This window comes from Flavobacterium inviolabile (assembly GCF_013389455.1).
GTDB lineage: Bacteria > Bacteroidota > Bacteroidia > Flavobacteriales > Flavobacteriaceae > Flavobacterium > Flavobacterium inviolabile.
In genome coordinates this window covers 1,400,382-1,421,162 of record NZ_CP058278.1, presented here as the reverse complement: position 1 = coordinate 1,421,162, position 20,781 = coordinate 1,400,382, and the positions used below count along the sequence as shown (strand labels likewise).

General features: G+C 41.6%; 14 protein-coding genes and 1 riboswitch. Of the genes, 3 read left to right on the top strand and 11 right to left on the bottom strand.

Translation table 11 applies throughout. The features are described 5' to 3' along the window. Positions 1–21: 21 nt before the first annotated feature. From metH to HW120_RS06140, 9 genes are all read right to left on the bottom strand, one after another. Entirely contained in the window at positions 22–2,703 is a 2,682-nt protein-coding gene (metH, locus tag HW120_RS06180; protein WP_177732103.1) for a methionine synthase, read from the bottom strand. Next, positions 2,703–3,704: a homocysteine S-methyltransferase family protein gene (locus HW120_RS06175; RefSeq protein ID WP_177732100.1), complete on the bottom strand. Its 1,002-nt coding sequence runs from the start codon at positions 3,702–3,704 to the stop codon at positions 2,703–2,705. The genes metH and HW120_RS06175 overlap by 1 nt, the downstream gene beginning before the upstream one ends. Before the next feature lie 180 nt (positions 3,705–3,884). After that, positions 3,885–4,006: riboswitch (SAM riboswitch) on the bottom strand. Between the two features lie 77 nt (positions 4,007–4,083). Beyond that, positions 4,084–5,256 carry a trans-sulfuration enzyme family protein gene (locus HW120_RS06170; RefSeq protein WP_177732097.1) on the bottom strand — a complete coding sequence of 391 codons (1,173 nt, stop codon included), beginning with the start codon at positions 5,254–5,256 and terminating at the stop codon, positions 4,084–4,086. Between the two features lie 40 nt (positions 5,257–5,296). Continuing rightward, positions 5,297–7,708 (bottom strand): bifunctional aspartate kinase/homoserine dehydrogenase I, encoded by a 2,412-nt coding sequence (thrA, locus tag HW120_RS06165; protein ID WP_177732093.1) that lies wholly within the window; start codon positions 7,706–7,708, stop codon positions 5,297–5,299. Next, positions 7,705–8,697, bottom strand: a complete 993-nt coding sequence (locus tag HW120_RS06160; protein ID WP_177732090.1) for an alpha/beta fold hydrolase — start codon at positions 8,695–8,697, stop codon at positions 7,705–7,707. Before HW120_RS06160 ends, thrA begins: the two co-directional genes overlap by 4 nt. A 108-nt stretch (positions 8,698–8,805) precedes the next feature. Continuing rightward, positions 8,806–9,264 carry an OsmC family protein gene (locus HW120_RS06155; protein ID WP_177732087.1) on the bottom strand — a complete coding sequence of 153 codons (459 nt, stop codon included), beginning with the start codon at positions 9,262–9,264 and terminating at the stop codon, positions 8,806–8,808. After that, the gene (locus HW120_RS06150) at positions 9,261–10,559 is read right to left on the bottom strand and encodes an O-acetylhomoserine aminocarboxypropyltransferase/cysteine synthase family protein (RefSeq protein WP_177732084.1); all 1,299 of its coding nucleotides are present in this window, start codon (positions 10,557–10,559) and stop codon (positions 9,261–9,263) included. Before HW120_RS06150 ends, HW120_RS06155 begins: the two co-directional genes overlap by 4 nt. A 564-nt stretch (positions 10,560–11,123) precedes the next feature. After that, a complete protein-coding gene (locus HW120_RS06145) occupies positions 11,124–12,059 on the bottom strand; it encodes a T9SS-dependent choice-of-anchor J family protein (RefSeq protein WP_177732081.1) in 936 nt (311 codons plus the stop codon). A 177-nt stretch (positions 12,060–12,236) separates the two neighbouring features. After that, on the bottom strand, positions 12,237–13,235 hold the full coding sequence (locus HW120_RS06140) for a T9SS-dependent choice-of-anchor J family protein (protein WP_177732077.1): 999 nt from the start codon (positions 13,233–13,235) through the stop codon (positions 12,237–12,239). A gap of 311 nt (positions 13,236–13,546) precedes the next feature. Between HW120_RS06140 and metK the strand changes: the two genes are divergently transcribed. Next, complete coding sequence (gene metK / locus HW120_RS06135) at positions 13,547–14,797, top strand: methionine adenosyltransferase (protein ID WP_177732074.1); 1,251 nt, start codon at positions 13,547–13,549, stop codon at positions 14,795–14,797. 56 nt (positions 14,798–14,853) lie between these two features. On the opposite strand, the gene HW120_RS06130 is transcribed toward metK, so the two are convergent. Beyond that, positions 14,854–17,565 carry a TonB-dependent receptor gene (locus tag HW120_RS06130; RefSeq protein ID WP_177732071.1) on the bottom strand — a complete coding sequence of 904 codons (2,712 nt, stop codon included), beginning with the start codon at positions 17,563–17,565 and terminating at the stop codon, positions 14,854–14,856. A gap of 132 nt (positions 17,566–17,697) precedes the next feature. After that, positions 17,698–18,543 carry a GLPGLI family protein gene (locus HW120_RS06125; RefSeq protein ID WP_177732068.1) on the bottom strand — a complete coding sequence of 282 codons (846 nt, stop codon included), beginning with the start codon at positions 18,541–18,543 and terminating at the stop codon, positions 17,698–17,700. Between the two features lie 142 nt (positions 18,544–18,685). Between HW120_RS06125 and HW120_RS06120 the strand changes: the two genes are divergently transcribed. Further along, entirely contained in the window at positions 18,686–20,107 is a 1,422-nt protein-coding gene (locus HW120_RS06120; RefSeq protein WP_177732066.1) for a sensor histidine kinase, read from the top strand. Beyond that, on the top strand, positions 20,100–20,780 hold the full coding sequence (locus tag HW120_RS06115; protein WP_177732064.1) for a response regulator transcription factor: 681 nt from the start codon (positions 20,100–20,102) through the stop codon (positions 20,778–20,780). Before HW120_RS06120 ends, HW120_RS06115 begins: the two co-directional genes overlap by 8 nt. The last annotated feature ends 1 nt before the right edge of the window (position 20,781 follow it).

Here is a 20,781-nt window from a genome sequence, read left to right as displayed (position 1 = left end):
AGTACTATATTATTTGTTCGTTTAGTCGGCGATATTCGGGTTAAGCCATTTTTCGGCATATTCATAGGAAACATTTCTTCGTTTGGCATAATCCCGGACCTGGTCTTCTTTGATTTTCCCGAGTCCGAAATACTTGCTTTCGGGGTTGCCGAAATAGTATCCGGATACAGAAGACGCCGGCCACATCGCCAGGCTTTCCGTTAGCGTTACCCCTATATTTTCTTCGACTTGCAATACTTTCCAGATGGTACTTTTTTCCAGGTGATCCGGACAGGCCGGATATCCCGGAGCCGGACGAATCCCTTTGTATTTTTCGGAAATCAGTTCGTCATTACTCAATACCTCATCGGAAGCATACCCCCAGATTTCTTTTCTGATCTTTTCATGCAGGTATTCGGCAAAAGCTTCCGCAAAACGGTCGCCTAATGCTTTTATCATAATGGAGTTGTAATCGTCATGTTCCGCTTCAAAAGCCGCCGCTTTTTCATCGACACCAAATCCTGTGGTCACGCAAAAAGCGCCCATATAGTCTTTTTTGCCAATGGTTTTCGGCGTGATAAAATCGGATAGCGCTATATTCGGTGCTCCTTTTGTTTTTTGGGATTGCTGGCGCAACGTCAAAAAGGTGTCGAGTACATTTCCGTTTTCATCATACAGTTCTATATCGTCATCATTAACCTGGCTGGCCGGAAAGATGCCGTAAATCCCTTTGGCTTCCAGCCAGTTTTCGGCAATTAATTGCTGCAGCATTTTTTGCGCATCCTGGAATAAGATCACCGCCTGTTCGCCTACTACCTCATCTTCTAAGATATTCGGGTATTTCCCGTGTAAATCCCAGGTTCTGAAAAACGGTGTCCAGTCGATATAATCAACCAGTTCGCTTACATTCAGGCTTATTGTCCGGATTCCTGTAAAATTGGGCTGCTGTGCCGTAAAACCATCCCAATCCAACTGAAGTTTGTTTTTTCGTGCTTCTTCAATAGTCAGGAAGTTTTTATCACGGGAACGATTCAGGAATCCTTCGCGCAGTTCATCATATTCGGAACGGATGGTTTTCGCATAATCAAGCTTTACATGCTGATTAATCAGGTTTCCGGCAACGGTTACCGCTCTAGAGGCATCGTTTACATGGACTACGGTGTCGGAATATTCCGGTGCAATCTTCACTGCCGTATGTGCGCGTGAAGTGGTCGCACCGCCAATCATCAACGGAATTTTGATATTCAGTTTGTCCATTTCTTTGGCCAGGTAAACCATTTCATCCAATGACGGCGTGATCAGTCCGCTTAATCCGATAATATCGACCTGCTCTTTTACCGCCGTTTCAATGATTTTTTCGGGTGGTACCATTACTCCCAGATCGATAATTTCAAAGTTGTTGCATCCCAATACTACCGATACGATGTTTTTACCGATATCGTGTACATCGCCTTTTACGGTTGCCATCAGTATTTTTCCGGCAGAACGGGAAGCCCCTCCTTTTTCCGCTTCAATAAAAGGTAACAGATAGGCAACCGCTTTTTTCATAACCCGTGCCGATTTTACAACCTGTGGCAAGAACATTTTTCCGCTGCCGAATAAATCGCCCACGACATTCATACCGTTCATCAGGTTGATCTCAATTACTTCAATAGGTTTCGCTGCCTGTAGTCTTGCTTCTTCCACATCTGTTTCTATAAACTCATCGATTCCTTTTACCAAAGCATACGTGAGTTTATCCTGTACCGAACCGGTTCGCCATTCCTGAGCCTGTTTTTCGGTTGTTTTTACATCGCCTTTTACATTTTCGGCAAATGCCAGCAAGCGTTCGGTGGCATCGTCCCGGCGGTCTAACAATACATCTTCTACATGTTCCAGTAAGTCTTTCGGGATCTCATCATATACTTCCAGCATTTCCGGATTGACAATACCCATCGACATACCGTGCTGAATGGCATGGTATAAAAAGGCTGAGTGCATCGCTTCCCGTACCCTGTCGTTTCCTCTGAAAGAAAAGGAAACATTGCTCACCCCGCCGCTCACATTGGTATACGGCAAGTTTTCCCGGATCCATTTTGTTGCCAGAAAGAAATCGATCGCATTACGGCGGTGTTCTTCCATTCCGGTTGCTACCGGGAAAATATTGGGATCGAAAATAATATCTTCGGGCGGGAATCCTACTTTATCTACTAAAACGTCATACGAACGTTTACAGATTTCGAGACGGCGTTCGTAAGTATCGGCTTGTCCGACCTCATCGAAGGCCATGACAATTACCGCTGCACCATATCGTTTTACGAGTTTGGCATGATGAATAAACAGTTCTTCCCCTTCTTTTAAGCTGATGGAGTTTACCACACATTTTCCCTGGGCTACTTTTAATCCGGCTTCAATGATTTCCCATTTGGAACTGTCAATCATTACCGGAACCCTTGAAATATCCGGTTCGGAGGCAATCAGATTCAGGAATTTTGTCATGGCATAAACACCATCCAGCATTCCTTCATCCATATTAATATCAATAATCTGTGCCCCTCCTTCTACCTGCATCCGGGCAATATCTAATGCTTCTTCATATTTCTCTTCTTTTATCAAACGCAAAAATTTTCGCGAGCCGGTAACATTGGTACGTTCCCCGACATTCACGAAAATACTTTCCGGTGTGATTAACAACGGTTCGAGTCCTGATAATTTTAAATATTTTTTACAGTCTGCTTCTGCCATTATGCGTTTACTTCTAAAATTCTTGGTTTGTATTCTTTTGCCACTTCAGCAATTAGTTTGATGTGCTCCGGCGTTGTTCCGCAGCATCCTCCGATGATGTTGATCAGGTTGTCGTCTAAGTATTCTTTGATCAGCAACTGCATCTCTTCCGGCGTCTGGTCATATTGTCCAAAAGCATTCGGCAATCCGGCATTCGGATGTGCCGATACATTAAAGGACGTGTTGTGTGCCAATCGCTTTAAGTAGGGTTTTAGCTGATCGGCTCCCAAGGCGCAGTTAAAGCCTACGCTTAACAAGGGGATATGAGAGATGGAGATCAAAAAGGCTTCTACGGTTTGTCCGGATAATGTTCTTCCGGAAGCATCGGTAATTGTTCCGCTCACCATGACAGGAATATCCAGATTGCGTTCTTCCTTTACCTCATCTATTGCAAATAAGGCCGCTTTGGCATTGAGCGTATCGAAGATGGTTTCGACCAAAAGGATATCGCTTCCGCCATCGATCAACGCTTCTACCTGCTGTTTATAGGCAATTCTCAAATCGTCGAAAGTAACCGCCCTAAATCCGGGGTCGTTTACATCCGGCGACATGCTTGCCGTACGGTTGGTCGGCCCGATGGAACCGGCAACAAATCTTGGTTTTTCAGGGTTTAAGGACGTAAACTCATCAGCGACTTCACGGGCTATTTTAGCCGATTCGTAGTTGAGTTCGTACACCAGGTCTTCCAGATGATAATCGGCCATACCGATAGTAGTGCCGGAAAAAGTATTGGTTTCCACAATATCGGCTCCGGCTTCAAAGTATTTGGCATGAATTTCACGGATTGCCTGCGGCTGAGTGAGCGACAGCAAGTCGTTATTTCCTTTTAAAGGATGTGGAAAATCTTTAAAACGTTCGCCTCTGAAATCTTCTTCAGAGAAGTTATAGCGCTGCAACATGGTTCCCATTGCTCCGTCGAGAATGAGTATCCTGTTTTGTATGGCTTCTTTAATTTTTGACATTGGTTTGTTTTTTATTTTGTTCACAAACTTTGCCAAAGCACAATACTGTTTACAACGCAGTTGACGTATGGATATACGAAAACCGGGACAGTTTTATATTGTCTTTAGCAGCTTCCGAACCGGGTCCGGAATAAAAAAATGTCATCAGAAAATTGGAGGAGAATACCAGAAAAGTATTCTTTGTTATCTATCCTTAAACCGAAACAGGTTCCGTTTATAAGGTAGAATGTAGCACCTTCTTTATAGATAAAGGGTTGCTAAGGCTTCAATGGGTCTAATCCCTCCGCCTTTCGTGATAACATTTCAGTGTGTATAAGAACAGTGCAAAGTAAAGCAATTGTTTTATACCAACCAAATCTATCTTATAAGTTATTGCTTATCAGGATAGCGCCTGTTTTAAATCGTTAATAATATCGGTTATCGTTTCCAGTCCTACCGATACGCGTACCAGTCCATCGGTAATGCTCACTGCGAGTCGTTCTTCTTCCGTCAGTTTACTGTGTGTTGTCGATGCCGGATGTGTTACTATCGTCCGGGTATCTCCCAGGTTAGCCGACAGGGAACACAATTGTATCTTATCCAGAAATTGTCTTCCGGCGTCAATACCGCCTTTGATTTCAAAAGCGACAATATTTCCGCCCAATCGCATTTGCTTTTTAGCGATCTCATATTGCGGGTGGGATTTTAAAAACGGGTACTTCACCGTTTTTACATTCGGGTGTTCTTCTAAAAATGCCGCTACTTTTTCTGCATTTTCACAGTGCTTCTCGACTCTTACCGCCAAAGTTTCCAGGCTTTTAGACAATACCCAGGCATTGAACGGCGATAAAGACGGACCGGTATTCCGGGAGAACAGATAGATCTCACGGATCAGATCTTCTTTTCCTACCGTGATACCGCCCAGTACCCTTCCCTGACCGTCTATTAGTTTTGTTGCCGAATGGATCACCAGATCGGCACCAAATTGTATCGGGTTCTGGATATAGGGTGTTGCAAAACAGTTGTCGATAATCAGGATCAGGTTGTGCTTTTTCGCAAGCGCTCCCAAATATTCCAGATCCAGTATATCTACAGCAGGATTCGTTGGCGATTCGGCATACAGGATTTTTGTATTCGGCTGAATATAACGTTCAATCGTTTCCGGTTCGGCAATGCTAAAATAGGACGTCGTGATATTCCATTTCGGGAAGTATTTGGTAAACAGCGTGTGTGTAGAACCAAAGACACTGCTGGCGGAAACAATATGATCTCCGGAGTTCAGCAATGCGGCAAAGGTGGAATAGACCGCTGCCATTCCGGTTGCAAAAGCATATCCGGCTTCGGCTCCTTCCATCTGGCAGATTTTCTCTACAAACTCGGTCGTATTCGGATTGCTGAAACGGCTGTAGATATTCCGGTCTTTTTCTTCGGCAAAGGAAGCCCTCATGTCTTCGGCATCTTCGAAGACAAAACTTGACGAAAGGTATAAAGGCACGGAATGTTCCAAATATTGTGAACGTTCTAACTGCGAACGTATGGCCCGGGTTTCAAATCCGAAGGTTTCAGTACTCATTTTATTTGTGTATTAAGTTGTTGCTGGTTTTGTTTTATGCTTATTTTTTTTCCGATAGTCTTAGTATGTCGCCAAAAACGCCTCTCGCCGTTACGGAAGCGCCTGCACCGGCTCCCTGTATTACAATGGGACGATCTCCGTATGAATCGGTATAGATTTCAAAAATTGAATCGGAACCTTTTAGCTGTCCTAAGGCGGAATCACTTGGTACAGAAACCAGTTTTACTTCGAGATTGCCTTTTTCCTGCTGCAGGTCGCCGGATAATTCCCCGATATAACGCAACACATGATTTGGTTTTTGAGCAGCTTTCAGCCCGTCATAAATGCTGTCCAGTTCTTTTGTTCGCGTCAGGAATGCTGCTGCATTACCGGCTCTCAGGTTTTCCGGAATGAGGTTCCGGATCTGAATTTCTTCAAACTCGTTCTGTAAATCGAGCTCTCTGGCCAGGATCAGTAATTTCCGACCCACGTCATTTCCGCATAAGTCTTCTCTTGGGTCCGGTTCTGTAAATCCGTTGTCGATCGCTTCCTGCAGCACTTCGCTGAAAGGCCGGTTCTCCACCGAGAAATGGTTGAATAAATAGCTCAATGTTCCGGAAAAAACACCTTTGATTCGGGTAATATTCTCCCCGGAAAGGTGTAGCAATTTAATCGTATCAATTAACGGTAATCCGGCACCAACATTAGTTTCATACAGGTAATTCTTCTGATTTTCGGCCAGTACTTTTCTGAGTTTTTTGTAGAAATCATAGCTTACTGTATTGGCAACCTTATTGGAAGAGATCAGGTCAAAACTGTTTTCTGCCAGGGCAATGTAGTTTTCAATAAAGGTACTGCTCGCCGTGTTGTCTATTGCGATCAGGTTTTCCAGATGATGTTCGTTTGCATAGCCGATAATATCCGCTACCGTATAAGCCGCTCCGTTTTCCCGGATATCATTTTTCCAGTCTGCAGTAATTCCGGATTTGTTGAACAAGGCTTTTTTAGAATTGGCAATCGCAAAAATGTTGATTTTTATGCCTTTTATTTTTTCAATGTTTTCTGCCGAAGCCAGGATCTGGTCGATTAATGTACCGCCTACGAGTCCGTGCCCGAAAACCGCAACATTAATTTTTTTGGACACCCCGAATATTTCACCGTGGATCACATTCAGCGCTTTGTGGATTTGTCCTTTCTGCACTACCAGGCTCACATTTTTTCCGGTAACGGTATTATTGAAAAGGATTGGTACTATTTTGTTTCGGATCAGGGCTGTGTACGGTTTGTGGAAAGTACTCAGGTCCTGCCCTATTATCGAAATCACCGCAACATCATCTGTCACCGAAATTTTATTGACGTCTTTGGTATAAAAATCGTTTTCAAATTCTTTTTCCAGCCCGATAACGGCTTTGGTGGCTTTATCGGCAGCGACCACAATCCCGATTCCTCTTTCGGAAGACCCCTGCGAAATAATGCTTACACTGATATCGTTTTCTGCCATTACCCTGAAAATACGGGCATCGACTCCGGTTTTACCCAAAAGCCCTCTTCCTTCCAGGTTAATCAAGGCGACATTGTCCAGTACCGAAAGGGATTTGATTCCTTCATTATCGGATACGGAAGTGATCAGGGTACCGTGATTGTTATTGTTAAACGTATTCAGAATGCGCAGCGGGATGTTTTTCTCGATTAAAGGGATAATCGTTTTGGCATGCAATATGGTGGCTCCGAAGTTGGCCAGTTCGTTGGCTTCATTAAACGACAGGCGGTCTATTTTTCTGGCATCTGTTACCAGATCGGGATTAGCGGTATAAATACCGTCAACGTGGGTATAGTTTTGCAGTTCTTCTGCTTCCAGGTAATTGGCAATCAGTGACGCGGTGTAGTTGCTTCCGTTCCGGCCCAATGTAGTTGTTTCATTATTGGCATTGGAACCAATGAATCCGGTAATTACATTAATGGTTGTACCGTTGTTTTGTTTGAAGTGATTCAGTACGTTCTTTCGGGACAGTTGTTCCAGCGGTTGGGCACTTCCGAAACGGGTATCGGTTTTGATCAGTAAGCGGGCATCCGAAAAATTGGCATTCAGTCCTTTTTCTTTTAAAGCATCCGTTACAATTTTAGCGGCGATGACTTCTCCCTGTGCCAATACGTTATCCTTGATTTTCGGACTGTAATCTCCCAATAGTGCCACTCCTTCAAACAGTTTTTCCAAAAGGGAGAATTCGTTTGATAAATCGACTGCCCGCCTGCCTTGCTGTTGTTGTTTAAAGTGGTTTAATTGTTCTGTATAGGTTTGGTTTTTTGAGGCTGCTTCCAGTATCTGTTCCAGTTCATTTGTGGCATTCCCGATAGCGGAAACCACAACAGCTATCTTTTCCTGTTTATCTGCCTTATCCTGAATAATGCGGAGTACCTTATCAAATCCGCCATCATAGGCCAGTGATTTTCCTCCAAATTTTAAAATCTTCATTGTATTGTTTGTTTTGTTGTTATAAATATGTGTTTGAGTATGTTGTTCAATTGCTCGAATTCAATCAAAAAGGCATCGTGCCCGTGTATGGATTGGATTTCGTGATAGTAAACGTCTTCTTTAACCCTTTTTAAAATTTCATAGGTTTCTTTATTTTCCGCTGCGGTGAAAAAATAATCACTGTCTACGGCAACGATGTGTATCTGTGCTTTGGTTTCTTTTCCCAGTCTGAGAAAACTGCCGCAATTCAAATCTTCGCCTATGGTTTTTAAAAGGTGGTTCATCAGTTTGTAGGATGCCAACTGAAATCTGCCTTTCAGTTTTTCGCCGTGGTGCAGCAGCCAGCTTTCAATCTGGTAAATGCTTTGTGTTTCGTTTTTGGTTCTGTTGAATTTCTGCTTTAGCGATTGCGGTGTGCGGTACAGTAACATGGCATGCAGTCGGGCATCATGGACAGGATTATCGGAGTTGTTCAGTATTTTATCCTGAACCAGCACATTGGCAATGAGCCAGTCTGTCGCTTTCCAGTCTGCTGCTATCGGAATGAGGTGCCGAATATTTTCCGGCTGCAGTAACGTCATTTCCCATGCAATTCCTCCGCCAAGGCTTCCTCCTATTACTGCAAAAAGTTGTTTGATTCCTAAAAACTGTAAGCCTTCCCAAAATATCCTGGCAATGTCTTTTGTGGTAAAGTCCCGGTAATTATGGATCAGGCTTTCGGTTTTTCCGTCATAGCCGTTTCCGGGAATATTAAACGCGATCACAGTGTAAAAACCGGTATCGATCACGGCATCCGGTCCAATCAGGCTGGTCCACCATCCGTTTTGTCCGGTTACCTGCGAATTGCCCGTTAACGCGTGATTGACCAACACTACCGGAGCGGTTCCTATCGGTTGTCCGAAGACCTGATAGTACAACGACAGCCATCTTTTATTTACCCCGTTGTGTAACGTAAAATCGAAAAGATCTATTTTTTTCAGCGTATCCATTTTTACATTTTTAAAAACTGCCTCTAACTTTTTGCAGACTCGTTAGAGGCAGTATAAACAAACAAAACAACTTAATTTTCCTTTTTATGATCCCTAAGCGGGATTGCTTTATGCTACTTCCGACTGGTTGTATTCCTTAACCAGCGTTAACAAAACCGGTGTGGTGTTGAGCAGATTGTCTCTTAGCGGGCATCTGTCTTTTACCGTGTCGATCCATTCTTTTAATAAGGTCAGCGGTGCATCGGTAGTGGGTTTTACCACTACTTCTATTCTTCTGAAACCCGGTCTTGATCGGGTGGCAATTCCTTCGGCTTTATTGGTTTCCAGTTCTCCGGAAATTTCCACCTGAAGTGATTTCAGGTTCAGGTTCAGTTCTTTGGCAACCAGCTGTCCTACAGCGTTGATGCTTCCGGCAAATCCGGCTAATAAAAATTCTACCGGACTGGGTCCTTCTGCCGAGGTTCCGGCAACATTGCTGCTTATTCTTACTTTGAAATCCTGCGCTTTTACTACAAACTGCGCGTCATTCCCTACAAATCCTAATACGTTTACTATTTTAGTGCTCATGATGTTATCGTTCTTTTTGCTTTGACTATTGCAAATGCTGCTGCCAAATCTGTTTTTAAATCTTCTATATCCTCTAATCCTACCGATAAGCGGATTAAATCTTTTGTTACTCCCGTTGACAATTGTTGTTCTTCCGTTAATTGCTGATGCGTGGTGCTCGTTGGGTGAATAATTAAAGATTTAGAGTCTCCGATGTTTGCCAGTAGAGAGAAGATCTTCGTGGTATCGGCTACCTGCCGTGCCGCTTCAAATCCTCCTTTTAGTCCGAATGTTACCACTCCGTTTTGTCCTTTCGGCAGGTATTGCAGGGCTAAGTCGTAATATTTACTGGAGGGTAATCCCGGATAGTTTACCCAGGCTACTTCTTCCTGTTGTTCCAGCCATTTTGCCAGTTCCAGGGCATTTTCGCTGTGCTTTTTTACCCGGATATCCAGAGTTTCCAGACCCTGAATGATCTGAAAGGCATTGAACGGACTTAAAGCGCCTCCGAAATCCCGCAGTCCTTCTATTCTCACTTTGGCAATAAAGGCTGCATTTCCTAAGGCTTCATGGTATACCAATCCGTGGTATCCTGCTGACGGTTCTGTGAATTCCGGGAATTTCCCGTTGCTCCAGTCAAAGTTTCCGGCGTCTATGATGGCGCCGCCTAAAGAGGTTCCGTTTCCGGAAATATATTTTGTTAACGAGTGAATCACAATGTTGGCACCGTGTTCAATCGGATTCAGTAAGTATGGAGTAGCTACCGTATTGTCCACGATAAACGGAACTTTAAATGCCCTGGCTGCTTGTCCGATGGCTTTCAGGTCCAGTACATCCAGTTTCGGGTTTCCTAAACTTTCCGCAAAAAAGGCTCTGGTATTTTCTTTTGCTGCCTTAGTGAAGTTTTCCGCATCGGAAGGATCCACAAATGTTGTTGTGATTCCCAGTCTTGGCAAGGTAACATTCAGTAGGTTATAGGTTCCGCCATACAGGCTGCTGGAAGCTACAATGTGGTCGCCGGCTTTTAGCAATACTAAAAGTGCTGTGGCAATTGCGGCCGTTCCCGAAGCAGTCACAACAGCTCCGATTCCTCCTTCGAGGGCGGCAAGACGTTGTTCCAACACATCATTTGTCGGGTTATTCAAACGGGTGTAAATATATCCTGCTTCGGTAAGACCAAATAGGTTTGCTGCATGTTCTGCATTGTTGAACACATAGGAAGTGGTCTGATAAATCGGTACCGCTCTGGTTCCTGCGTTTTTAGTTACGTCGTGTCCTGCGTGAAGTGCGTTTGTTGAAAATTTTTGAGTGCTCATGTTTTATAGATTTTGAAGTTAGATTTCGATTAAAAAAAAAAGTCCTTTCGGTGCTTTTACCAAAAGGACTTTTACAGTTTGAACTATAACAAGATTAAGTCGTTCGCTTTTGGCAATAGCAGAGTGGGATATACATGGAAATGCACATCATTCGTTTCATCATTATTTTTTTTGTTGCTATTGCTTTCATTTTCTTCTGTTTAGTTTTCTGAATTTCTTTTCGTTTTCGTTTTTTCAATAATTGCAGAAAACAAAAAAGCCTCTGCTTTGGGCAGAGGCTTATGCTGTATATTTAAAATTGAAATTTCAAATTAAGCAATGGTATCCTCTGCGGAACATTTCCACATCATCATACACATATATCGCTTAATTGATTTCATTATTTTTTCTTCTGTTTTGATGGAGCAAAATTGAAAACTAATTTTGAATTGACCAAACAAAAACAGAAATTTTAACATTTATATTTTTTGGTTATATATATAAATACTACGTATTTAAATTTTTTATAAATTTCTAAAAACCAACAGGCAAACGGGATGTTTTAGTAATTCATTCGCTGTTTTTTTAGTTTTTGAGAAACTTGGAAACCGCATTTCCGTCATTTGTCTGCACCGTAATCAGGTACATTCCGGCGGTCAGATCGGACACATTGAGCTGTAATGCTTCCACTGGCGGCTGCTCTATTTTTTTTACGGTTCTGCCGTTTAAATCGGTGATCTGAATCCCTTTAATCCCGGTATCGTTCTTAACCGAAACATGCAGCACCTCATTTGCCGGATTCGGGAAAATTGTAAAATGCTGATTAAAAAAGTCCCGGGCTCCCAATGTGGCTGTGGTGACTTTAAAATCGTCAACCATAAAAAAATACCGGTTTACAGAAACACAGTGTATCCCGATCCGCACCGTCTGATTGGCATAGGCATCCAGGTTAAAGGTTTTTTGTTCCCAGTTTGGAAAGGGTGCCGTTAGCGATCCGCCGCCGGAAATAAGCGTAAAATCGGAAGAAGCTGCCGGTACACCGGAACCGGTATATACCCCAACCGTATAATTTTCCAGTCCATAGGAGCTTGACATTGATTTTACCCAGAAACTGACAACATTATCCGAGGCTCCAAGCGGGATGGGAGGACTTACCAGCCAGTCATTATTCGGACCGGTTCCGCCAACGCCGTCACCTGGTAAAACCGCCGCCCATGAGCCGGCATATTTGCTTCCGGTTTTCGGATCGTAATTGCGGAGTTCATTACCCGAAGCAGCGTTTGTGACTCCGGCTACCGAAGGGTTAAAAATGATAAATGCCTGTGGTAAAAATTTATTACTCCAAACTATCGTACCGTCATCAGCATACGTAGTAGAACCGTCTAAATCGAGCGTAATCCAGGAACCAATGTTCTGAATGATAAAGTCATTATACGCCTCAAAACTATCCTCAAAAAGAGTTGTCTGAGCACCCGCTGTTATTGATAATAACAAAAAAAGTGAAAGTAATTTTTTCTTCATGATTCTATTTTTAAAAGTTCATAATCCCCTAATATAACCTTTTTACCGCACTGAATCACAATGTTTTAATACCAAAAACTACTTTTAACATTTGCAATCCCCTAATAACCAGCTTTTACAGCATAAAAAAACCTGCCCGGAACCGGACAGGTTTTAATATTCTAAAACGTTATTTTTTTAGTTCTTTAAGAACTTAGATGTTGCGTTTCCATCATTCGTTTCTACCGAAATAAAATATGCTCCGGCAGTCAGATCCGCTACATTGATCTGTACTTCTGCTTGTGTTTGCTGATTCATTTTTTTCACCACTCTTCCGTTCAAGTCCGTGATCTGAATTCCTTTGATCTCGGTATTGTTTTTAGCCGTGATATTCAATACATCGTTTGCCGGGTTAGGGAAAACGGTAAAGTTTTTAGCAAAGAAATCGCTTGTTCCTAATGGTCTGTCTACAGAGAATGTATCGATTCCGATAATATCCGAGTTAGAACCGTTAGGTCCTGCATTTGTTACAAAATAACGGAAACCTAATTTAACTGCAGTTGGTCCTGATAATCCTGTAACGGTATATGAAAACTGCGTCCACGTTGTCGGGTAAGACGTTAGGTTTAACGCCGGGTTGATTTCTACCAACAGGTTTGTAAAATCACCAAGATTTGTTGGTCCTCCTGCAGGATTCACAGTTGCAGCACCATTAGTACTCATTCGCAATTGTAAATTATCTGCAAAAGATGCTGCACCGGTAGCGGAGTATTTCCCTAATCTTGAGTAGAAGGTAATAATATCCCCGTTTTGTACAGTAACAACAGGCGAAATTAACCAGTTACTGATTGTTGCTCCCGAAGTAGCAGAACTTGATGTACTGGTAAAGTTAACCAATGCAAATGTGTTTGGTGTTCCATCCTGTCCGTTTGGTATCGGACAGGTCTGACCGTTTGTATACGCCTGATTCTGAAACGGAGTAGCCTGTACCGGTGGTACTCCCAGGGTATTAACTACAACCGGAGTATAAGAACCAACTGTCCAAAGTGTGGTAGAAGCAGATGTACTTTGATTTGTTCTTACCCAACCTGCAGTCGTCATGTCGGCCGTTGTACCGTTGAATCCGTAATTGTAAAGATTTTGTGCCTGGCCTAAAAAAGGAACACAAAATAAAAGAGAAAGTAAAGTTTTCTTCATGTTTATTATTTTTTAAGAGTTATTGTGACGGCAATGTAATAATTTAAATACATTAAAGAACAATTCGCAATTGTTAAACTTACCTTTTTCACAACTACTGCTCTTCTTGTTATTTTTTTTTGTTATTTTTTATTTAGTTTAAAAAACTCTTTCATACATTTGCAACAAATTTCAGAGGAAAAATTTGAACTGATTGCAACCTCTATTACCAGATTTCGTTTTTGGTACTAAAAAATGCTAAAGCAGTACATACTTCTTTAGGCATTACCTGCAATATTTTTTCCTCGCTTAATTATTAAAAATCTAATTTTATGGCTTATTTATTTACGTCAGAATCCGTTAGTGAGGGACATCCAGATAAGGTTGCCGATCAAATTTCTGATGCTTTAATTGATAATTTTTTAGCTTTCGATCCGGAATCGAAAGTAGCTTGTGAAACGTTAGTAACAACCGGGCAGGTTATTCTTGCCGGTGAGGTAAAGTCGAAGATTTATCTTGATGTGCAGCAAATTGCCCGTGAAGTGATCAAAAAAATCGGTTATACCAAAAGCGAGTACATGTTTGAGGCCAACTCTTGTGGTGTACTTTCTGCTATTCACGAGCAATCTCAGGATATTAACCAGGGTGTTGACCGTTCCAGCAAAGAAGAGCAAGGTGCAGGCGACCAGGGAATGATGTTTGGTTATGCTACAAATGAAACGGCAGATTTTATGCCATTAGCATTAAACCTTTCTCACAAATTACTTCAGGAATTATCGGCCTTACGTCGTGAGAATAACGAAATCACCTATTTACGTCCGGATGCAAAATCGCAGGTAACGTTAGAATATGACAACAATAACAAACCGGTTCGTATCGATGCTATTGTAATTTCTACACAACATGATGATTTTGCTGATGAGGAAACAATGTTGGCAAAAATCAAAAAAGATATTATTGAGATTTTAATTCCCCGTATTATCGCACAGAACCCTCAATATGCTCATTTATTCAACGATAAGATCCAGTATCATATCAATCCAACCGGAAAATTCGTTATTGGTGGTCCTCACGGAGATACCGGATTAACCGGAAGAAAGATTATCGTAGATACTTATGGTGGTAAAGGAGCTCACGGTGGTGGTGCTTTCTCCGGAAAAGATCCGAGTAAAGTAGACCGTAGTGCGGCTTATGCAACCCGTCATATCGCTAAAAACCTTGTGGCTGCCGGTGTAGCCGATGAGATTTTAGTTCAGGTATCCTATGCAATTGGTGTTGCTAAACCAATGGGTATTTACATCAATACTTACGGTACTTCGAAAGTAAACTTAACCGATGGTGAGATCGCTAAAAAAGTGGAAGCTATTTTTGATATGCGTCCTTATTTTATCGAGCAACGTTTAAAATTAAGAAACCCTATTTACAGTGAAACTGCTGCATACGGACACATGGGAAGAACTCCAGAAACCGTTACCAAAACTTTTATCGCTCCGGGCGGAAAAGAGAAAACAGTTACCGTTGAATTGTTCACATGGGAAAAACTGGATTACGTAGCGACTATAAAAGAAGCTTTCGGTTTGTAACCAACGTTTTTATAAAATAAAAAAGCCTGCTCGATGCAGGCTTTTTTTATGGGTTGCTATAAGTTATATTTCAGGCTTAAAATAATATACCTCGGCTGTATGATATATTGTGAAAAACTGCTGGAACCTCCCAACTGACTGAAACTGCTGTCGTTCAGGGAAGTGGTATTCAGCAAATTGGTTGCCGACAGTTTGTATTCCCATTTGCTGTCTTTCTTCTGGTAGATCAGACTGGCATTCAGGAAATCATATTCGTTGTTAATTGTATTATCCTTGTTCCTGTTGTGGTAAAAAGTATAATCGGAAGTAAATGAAAAGGCATCCAGGAAATAATATTCCAGCGTTACCGAAGGGCTGTCGACAAAGAAGGTATCACTGAAAAAATCATTTTTAGTAAAGCCATATCCTAGTTCGATATTCGGGATTCTTTTAAAGTTTGTTGCCAGTTTCACGTTGTAATTCTGCGTATACGAATCGGTTGTCTGGGTTTCTTCCACACCGCCCTGGAACACCCTGATGTTGTTATTCTTACTCCAGTTAAAGTTTCCGCCCACCGAAGCTTTGTAGTATCTCCAGAACGATCTTCCATAATTGGCACTGGCAGAAAAGCTCTCATCTGCAAAAGCAGAATTCATGTTTACCGAAGACGATACCTGGTTCACACCGTCAAAAAAGGCTTTGGATTTTACGGCATCCGTTTGACGGGTATAAGTAATGTTCGCAAAGATGTTTTCGAAATTGAACATATTGTATTTGAAGTAACGCAGGGAATGCACTTGCGACAGCGAGTTTTCCAGCATTTTGTTACCGCTGAACAAGCTGTTGTAATTGGAAAAAACATATCCTTCGGCTACTTTACTAATGTCGGTAAAGTTATTGGCCAATGAGAAATTATAGGTTAGGGTTTCCGACTTTTTAATTTGATACAAGGCATAAAAATCGGGCAACACTCTAACGAAATCATTTTTAAACTCACTGTTCAGCTGTTGGTTATTCATCGTATAACTGTGCAGGCTGAATCCCGGATTAAAGGTAAATTTCCCGGTAATGAACTTATAATGCAATCCTACAAACACATCATTAAAGGTGTAATTCACCTCATTATTATTCTGCGGATCGGTTAAATTATTGGTATTCCCGTTGTCCAGAATCTGGAAAATATTCGAATTAAAGTTCTGATGCGAATAGGTATTGCCCACCGTTACATTAATATTGCTTTTCGGCGTCAGCATATAGTAGTAATCAAACTTGGCATCTGCTTTATTGGTTTTCACAAAGCGGTTCTGTGTTACATCATTCCGGTTTTGTCCCGGAAGGTAACCGGATAACTGGAACGGCTGTAGTTTCAGGTTGGCGTTATAAAACGGGTCTTCTTCCTGGTACAAATGCTGCAATTCAAAGGCAAATACGTTTTTATTGTTCAGCGTATAATAGTAATTCAGGTTCTGATTAATGGAAAACGGTTTTTGTTTTTTATTGGTATAGATGTCATCCAGCAAACTCGAAAAAACGCTGTTCGATTCTTTCTGATCGGAAATTTTAAAGAAGCCGTCATAGTCAAAATGTACTTTATCGGAAGGCACATAGCTTGAGCTCAGTTTCAGCATGCCGAGGTTGGTTTTCTGCCGGGTCAGTTCCTGGCGCTCTTCGGTAACGGTAGCCGATGTTCCGTCTGGCAGTTTATCGGTTCTGACTGTTCTCGAATTGGTTTCCAGATCGGTTTTATTGGCAGAAAAAATACTAAAGCCGCTAATCGTCCAGGCTTTGGAAGGATTATAGCTAAAGTTTGCCGCACCGAATTTAACGTCTATTTCTTTGGCTCTGTTGTTGCGCAGTCCCAATATTCCCAAATCGTTCGAAGACACGTTAAAATTGGTTCCTCCTTTTCGCATCATGTTCTTGAACCCGCCCGAGAATTTAAAATAATCCTGCATCGTGAGCGGCAGTTCCCCGATATTGTTCAGGTTCCCGATAACGTTCACGCTGTATTTCGGGTTGTAATAAAACAGTTTCGGATTCAGGATATGCCGGTCTTCCTTATGCCCTGCTCCGATTCCCGCCATCATTTCCCCAAACCAGAAGTTTTTCTTCCCTTCTTTCAGCTTGATATTCAAGGCTACATTTTCTTCATTATTTTCCAATCCTTTCAGGTTGGATACTTCGTTATAGTTTCGCAATACCTGGATTTTATCCAGCGCATCGGCAGGAATGTTTTTTGTCGCAATCTTAGTATCACCGTCAAAAAAATCTTTACCTTCCACCATGACCTTCTGTACTTTTTTGCCTTCTACTTCAATTTCACCATCGGCATTAACCTCAACGCCGGGTAATTTTTTCAGCACATCTTCCAGTTTTCGTTCTGTTCCGTTTTTAAACGAATCGGCATTGTAAACAATCGTATCGCCTTTTATCGTTACCGGCATTTCTTTTACAATCTGCACGCCCTGTAAATCGATACCTTCCCGCAGCGCAATAGCCCGGCTGATGGCGGTTGTACCCGTTTTTACCGTTTCTTCAAAAGCATTGAATCCGATATAACTGGCTTTTATGGTATAACTGGTATTGGCTTTTAACACCAGTTGGAATCTTCCGGCATCATTGGTAATCGCATAGGAATCCATGGCTTTGGTTTCCTGATTGATCGCCATAATATTCGCCATTTCCAGCGGTACGCCTGTGGAATCTTTTATCGTGCCTTCAAATTTTACGTTTTGGGCATAACCGGCAATAGACAATAAACAAACAATTAAATGTAAATATTTTCTCATTTTTATTTTCGCTTTTCTGATATCGTGCTGATAAGACTTTAAAAACCGCATAAGGTTCAATCTCTTAGACGAAAAAAAATTCCTTTTGTTACTTTAATTCGCTATTATCAGGCAATTAATATTTTTCCCGCCTTATCCTCCTACTCTGATGATCGTTTTTCCTTTACTGTTTTGGAACGATTCCAGCTGTTCTTCCATTTTTTTCTCCAATATTGCGTCATATTCTTTCTGGGTTACCACCTTACCGTTTTTAGGTTCTTTCACCTCTTTTTTTTCTTTAGGGTTTAAAACAATTTTAGAGCAGAGAATAACACTTTTCTTTTCGTTTATTTCCAGTATTAAACCCGGCAATCCCCAGTAATCATCCGGTCCCTGGCTAATCGGTATTTCCGGTGCATACCAGGCTGTTATCGTTTCCGAATCGGGTGTTTCGAGGTCTTTTAACAGGGAAGTCGTTTTTGCTTTCCCGGAACTTTCCTTGTCTTTAAAACCGGATTTTTCCACTTTCCGCACCAGGGTTGCCTTATAACAGGTATAATCGCCGATTTTCCGGGTTTCATTTTCCAGTTTCCAGTTCAGTTTAGGCAGGGAGTCTTTAATCAGGAATTCTTTGCCCATTATTTCCGTTGCCAGTGCATATCTTTTCTCTTTTATGTTTTTATATTTTTTGCCGCTGCCGCCAACCGTGATCTGCATGCCGCTGCCGCCACTGCTGCTCAAAGGCGATTTCAGTCTTTCTTCTTCTTCATATAGTGACGCCGACTTGTCAAAAGAGAGGGTATAGGTTTTTTCAAAATTCTTTTTAACCTTTTCTTCCAGGCTTTTTTCAATTTCCGGGGTTATTCCGCTTCCGGAAAATGTTATTTTCGGGGCAGTCATTTTGGTTTCATAAACCGCTATACCGCTATAGTCCTGAGCAAAGATTTTCCCGATGCTCAACAACAATAATCCTACAATGATAATACTAATTCGAATCATGATTATTTTTATTATGTTAGTTATTTCTTTTACGCTGTAAAGAGTAATCAAAACTAACAAAGCGAGTTTTAACCGGATTGTAATTAGTGTTAACGTGTGTTAACGGTGAAAAAAGTAGAAGAACAGTTCTTACATTTGATTTATGAAATCCTTTTTTCGTCATAACGGTATGCTTCTGATTGCAGTTACAGTGGTCCTGATTACTGTAATCATTCAGATATATTGGAATATCAATAATTATGACACCAATAAGCAGCGTATTATCCTTGCTGCCCAAAGTGCTTTAGACAGCAGTATCGACAATTATTACAATGACAAGGCAAAGTCCAATATTATTTATTCGACTACCGGCAAAGATGTGGCACTTCCAATGCCGATCCATTCGAAATTACAGCGCGATGCCAAAAACATTAAATTTTACCATACCGAAATTCATACGGATTCCACCGCACCAAAACGGAAAAAAGCGACCACTATTTTCATTTCCAACGAAGCCGGACTTCCCAAACCGGACAATATTAAAGATGTCCGGGTTTTAGCCGAAAAGATTGTGATCTCGGTGCGGCAGGACAGCGTTGATCTAAAAAAAATCGCCCAATACATCGATAAAGAGTTTGCCCGGAAAAACCTTGATTTTGATTATGCCTTGCTTTATAAAGTGCATTTCAATACCGTTTCGCAATACCATAATCCGGAAGACAAAAAGTACCTTTTCTCCACGCGTTCCAAGTCTTCCTTCCTGCCTCAGAACAGCAATATCGAGCTGTTTTTTCCGGATATATTTTACCCGGCCTTACAGGAAGGTATGCTGGGCATTATGTTATCGCTGGTGTTATCGCTGAGTATTATTTTCTGTCTTTTTTATTTGCTGCATATTATCCGCAAACAGAAACAGCTTGCGATCATTAAAAACGATTTTATCAGTAATGTTTCCCATGAGCTTAAAACGCCTATAGCGGTTGTGAACAGTGCTCTGGAAGGTATTGAAAAGTTCAATTCGGACAATGAACCCGAAAAAACAAAGAAGTACCTCGAAATTTCCAATCAACATTTGTCCAAACTGAACCTTATTGTAGAGAAAATACTGGAAACCTCTATTTTAGAAAGCGACCAGCTAAGGCTGCAAAAAGAACCGGTTGCGCTTATCGGACTGATAAACACCGCTATTGACAAGTTCCGGATCAATACCGATAAAGCAATTGTATTCCACAGTCCGGATACACCCGTGATTATTTTTGCAGATACGTTTCATTTTGAAAATGTCATTTCTAACCTCATCGACAATGCCCTGAAATACGGCGGCGACTGCATTACCGTTACCCTGCAAAAAACGGATGCCGGTGTGGAGATTGCCGTTTCGGATAACGGGAAAGGCATTGACAAGATCCACCGTCAGAAAATATTTGAGAAGTTTTACAGGGTACCCAAAAACAATCAGCATGACGAAAAAGGATTTGGCATCGGTTTGTATTATTGTAAAAACATTGTCGAAAAACACGGTGGCAAAATAGACCTCATCGCAGAAACACAGACAACTTTTAAAATTTTCATTCCTCATGAGTAGCAAGGTGACTATTTTACTGGCAGAAGATGAAGCCACTCTGGGCCTGATTATCAAAGAAAGCCTGGAAACCCGGGATTTTAAAGTAACGCACTGTCTAAACGGTGTAGAGGCTTTGGCTCATTTTATACATGAAAAACCGGATGCAATCGTTCTGGATATAATGATGCCGAAAAAAGACGGCTTTACGCTCGCCCAGGAAATCCGGAAAACAGACAAGACAATTCCGATTATTTTTTTAAGTGCGAAATCGCAGGTTCAGGATGTGGTGGACGGTTTTCAATATGGCGGCAACGATTATCTGAAAAAGCCTTTTAGTATGGAGGAATTAATCGTCAGAATCCATGCCCTGTTAGGCCGGACCGGCAAAAGCAATCCGGAAGAACAGCTGAATATTGGCCGTTATCGTTTTAATTACAACAAGCAGACTTTAGAGCACCAGGCACTGGTTTTTTATTTAACCCACCGGGAAGCTTTGGTTTTAAGACTGTTGCTGGAAAACAAAAATGAAATTGTAGACAAGTCGTTTGCCTTAAATAAGATATGGGGTAAAGATGATTTTTTTAACGGCAGAAGTATGGATGTGTTTATTTCAAAATTGCGAAAAAAACTGGCACTGGACAGCAGCATCCAGATCATTAACATTCGTGGAAGAGGTTATAAACTGATCTGTTAAG